The 2,436-nt window shown below is 65.1% G+C and carries 4 protein-coding genes; 1 reads left to right on the plus strand and 3 read right to left on the minus strand.

Translation table 11 applies throughout. From position 1 onward, the window contains the following. Positions 1-169 precede the first annotated feature (169 nt). The gene (locus Q9R26_RS18530; protein ID WP_311228201.1) at positions 170-661 is read right to left on the minus strand and encodes an AAA family ATPase; all 492 of its coding nucleotides are present in this window, start codon (positions 659-661) and stop codon (positions 170-172) included. An 89-nt stretch (positions 662-750) separates the two neighbouring features. On the opposite strand from Q9R26_RS18530, the gene Q9R26_RS18535 reads away from it, so the two are divergent. Continuing rightward, positions 751-942: a hypothetical protein gene (locus Q9R26_RS18535; RefSeq protein ID WP_311228202.1), complete on the plus strand. Its 192-nt coding sequence runs from the start codon at positions 751-753 to the stop codon at positions 940-942. A 34-nt stretch (positions 943-976) separates the two neighbouring features. Here Q9R26_RS18535 and Q9R26_RS18540 read toward each other — a convergent pair whose 3' ends face one another. After that, the gene (locus Q9R26_RS18540; protein WP_311228203.1) at positions 977-1,255 is read right to left on the minus strand and encodes a hypothetical protein; all 279 of its coding nucleotides are present in this window, start codon (positions 1,253-1,255) and stop codon (positions 977-979) included. 692 nt (positions 1,256-1,947) lie between these two features. After that, on the minus strand, positions 1,948-2,436 hold a 489-nt coding region (locus tag Q9R26_RS18545), incomplete at its 5' end, for an AAA family ATPase (protein WP_311228204.1).

The raw sequence follows: 2,436 nt of genomic DNA on the forward strand, positions 1-2,436 counted from the left end.
CGATCGGCTACCGGACACTCCTAAGCTCGGGCCATGGGGATGAACAAGGATCAACGGCTGGCCGTCATCATCGGGAGCACGGTGGCAATAGTCATGGGACTCGGGATCGCCATCTCAGGAGGACTTGGCCTGTTCGGTTTGTGATCGAACTACCTCGCAGACGGATCCTCTAACGGCTGCCGAGGATGCGTTGAGTCACTGCGGCTAGCTCTTCACTTGGGAGGATCGGCTGCTCCATCACGAACGGGAGCGGGTCCCATCCGCGGTACCAGGCGCGCATCTGGTCGGGGCTGACCTCCGACGCCAGTGAACGTCCCGCGTGCCGCTGCAGGGTCTCCTCGAACGAGAGGTCGAAGGCGTAGAAGCGGACATCGGCCGACGTGCTCGCAACGCGTTCCAGCATCGTTGCGTAGCGGGCGGACTGGAAAATCCCTTCCAGAACGACGTCATGGCCGGCCGAAAGGCAGTGTTTCGCTACGACTTCGAGGAGCGCGGCGTGCTCCATGCCGTCAGCGCGCCCGGCGTCCCGGCGCTCCTTGAAGACCGTCCGTCGGAAGTGGTCTTGGCTAAGGACCGCGGTGGGCCACTCCAGCTCCTTTTGCAGCTGCGCCGCGAGGGTCGACTTGCCAGAGCCAGAGGCGCCGCGGATCACGATGAGCACGACAAGCAGGCTGGGACGTCGCCGGGTGTCCGCGCTGTCTCGAATGCCGATCGGCTATCGGGACGGCAACCGGACGTTACGTTAGACCCGTGAAGCACAAGCCATGGCCGCGTCCCTTTGCCTGGTTTGCCGTAAGCACGTCGAGCGTGCTGCTTGCGTTGGCGGTGGTGAACCTCATCATCAACACGACGAGCGTGGGGACCTGGCTGCCGCTGATGGTGTTGATGCCGCCGGGGCTCTTCCGCGGTCTGCGGGACCTTCGCCCTTCTGATGACCGGTAGACGATCGGCTACACGAACTCCAGCATGGTGACGACTAGTCCTGTTCGGGTCGGTTGACCGGATCACCCGACCACGTCAGGTCATCGCTGTCGACGATGGCGAACGCCTCGAGACGAGGGTCTTCGAGCACAGCGTCGATGAGGCCACGGCTGCCGGCGACGATGGTGAAGTCCCAGTCGATCTCGGTCGCGAGCACCCAGCCGCGGTCCTCTGGCCACAGCATCTGCGGAGTGTGCCCGGCCGCGGGCCAGACATCCACGGAAGCCGTGTCGAGCCAGTTCGGCTCCGCGAACAGAGCGAGGGAAGCGGACATCAAGTGGAACTCTCGTCCCGGCCACTCGAACGTCGGACCGGCCAGTGCGTCCGCGACGGCGGCTTCCCCGGAACCGTCGTCGTTCCGCCTGCTCCTGCAGCTGACGCAATTGCTCCTCGCTCGGCTCGCCGACCACGAAAGAGCCCGACGCGGAACCGCCGTTGAGGTCGCCCCAACCGTTCCACACTGCTGCGACCAGGTCATCCGGCGTAGTCGTGGCTCGTCCGAGATGCTCCGTCAGTGCCGCCAGAATCGCCCGGTCGAGCTGCCCCTCTTCCGGAGGACCAACCGTCCACCCGTCGTCGAGCTCGACGCTCTGAGGTGGCTCCGCTCCGGAGAGACGCATCCACTGCACGAGTGGGTGCACGTGTCGACCGTTCCACGCGGCGAGCTCGGCCCACGTCCACGCGCGATGATCGGATGACCTCCCCAGCCGTCGGACGCCGTGCGGTCCTCCCGGTGACCGGGCAGCGGGTGCAGGATCCGTGCGTACGCCTCGAATCCAGTTCCCGCGACCCCACCCGCAGTCGCCCAGTGTCCCGCGCGCGGGCGCAGCCAGTCGCCTCGACTGGTGTCGGAGATGAGTGCCATGACCGCACATTAGCGCCGCGGCAGCGACCTGTTGTCCGGGAGTCAATCGTCTACCGGACAGCGCGGATATTCGCTGCGTTCGATTCTGCACTGCTCCTCGGCTACTCGGGTCTGCGCCTCCCATGACGAGCGAGCGAACCGATCGCAGCGATGAGCAGGAAGATTCCGCCGACGATGGCGACAGGCACGCCGAGTAGAAACAGGAGTCCGGCGCCGATATTTGCTCCACCATCGAATCCACCAGCGAACGTCGCGATGACCGCGGTAACGCATATGGGGCCGCCGACAGCTGCGATGATGCCGCCGACGAGGGTGAGGGTGCGGAACTCGTTCATGACCTCAGGGTATTCGGCAGTGTCGCGGATCTGACTCGGCCAAGCTGCGTGCTCCATCCCGTCGGAATGGCCGGCGTCCTGACGTTCGCTGTAAATGATCCGGAGGAAGTGGTCCTGACCCAGCACGGCAGCGGGCCATCCCAGTTCCTGTTGGAGCTGGGCGGCCAGGGTTGATTTGCCTGAGCATGAGGCCCCACGGATCACGATGAGCACGACAGCAACGGTAGAACTGCGCGAGCCGCGTTCACTGTCCCG

The sequence above is a fragment of the Curtobacterium sp. BRB10 genome (genome assembly GCF_031844325.1).
GTDB lineage: Bacteria > Actinomycetota > Actinomycetes > Actinomycetales > Microbacteriaceae > Curtobacterium > Curtobacterium poinsettiae_A.

Bases quoted from the DNA above. Each gene is read 5' to 3' on its own strand.
- Q9R26_RS18540 (WP_311228203.1), bottom strand. From the start codon at position 1,255: ATGTCCGCTTCCCTCGCTCTGTTCGCGGAGCCGAACTGGCTCGACACG.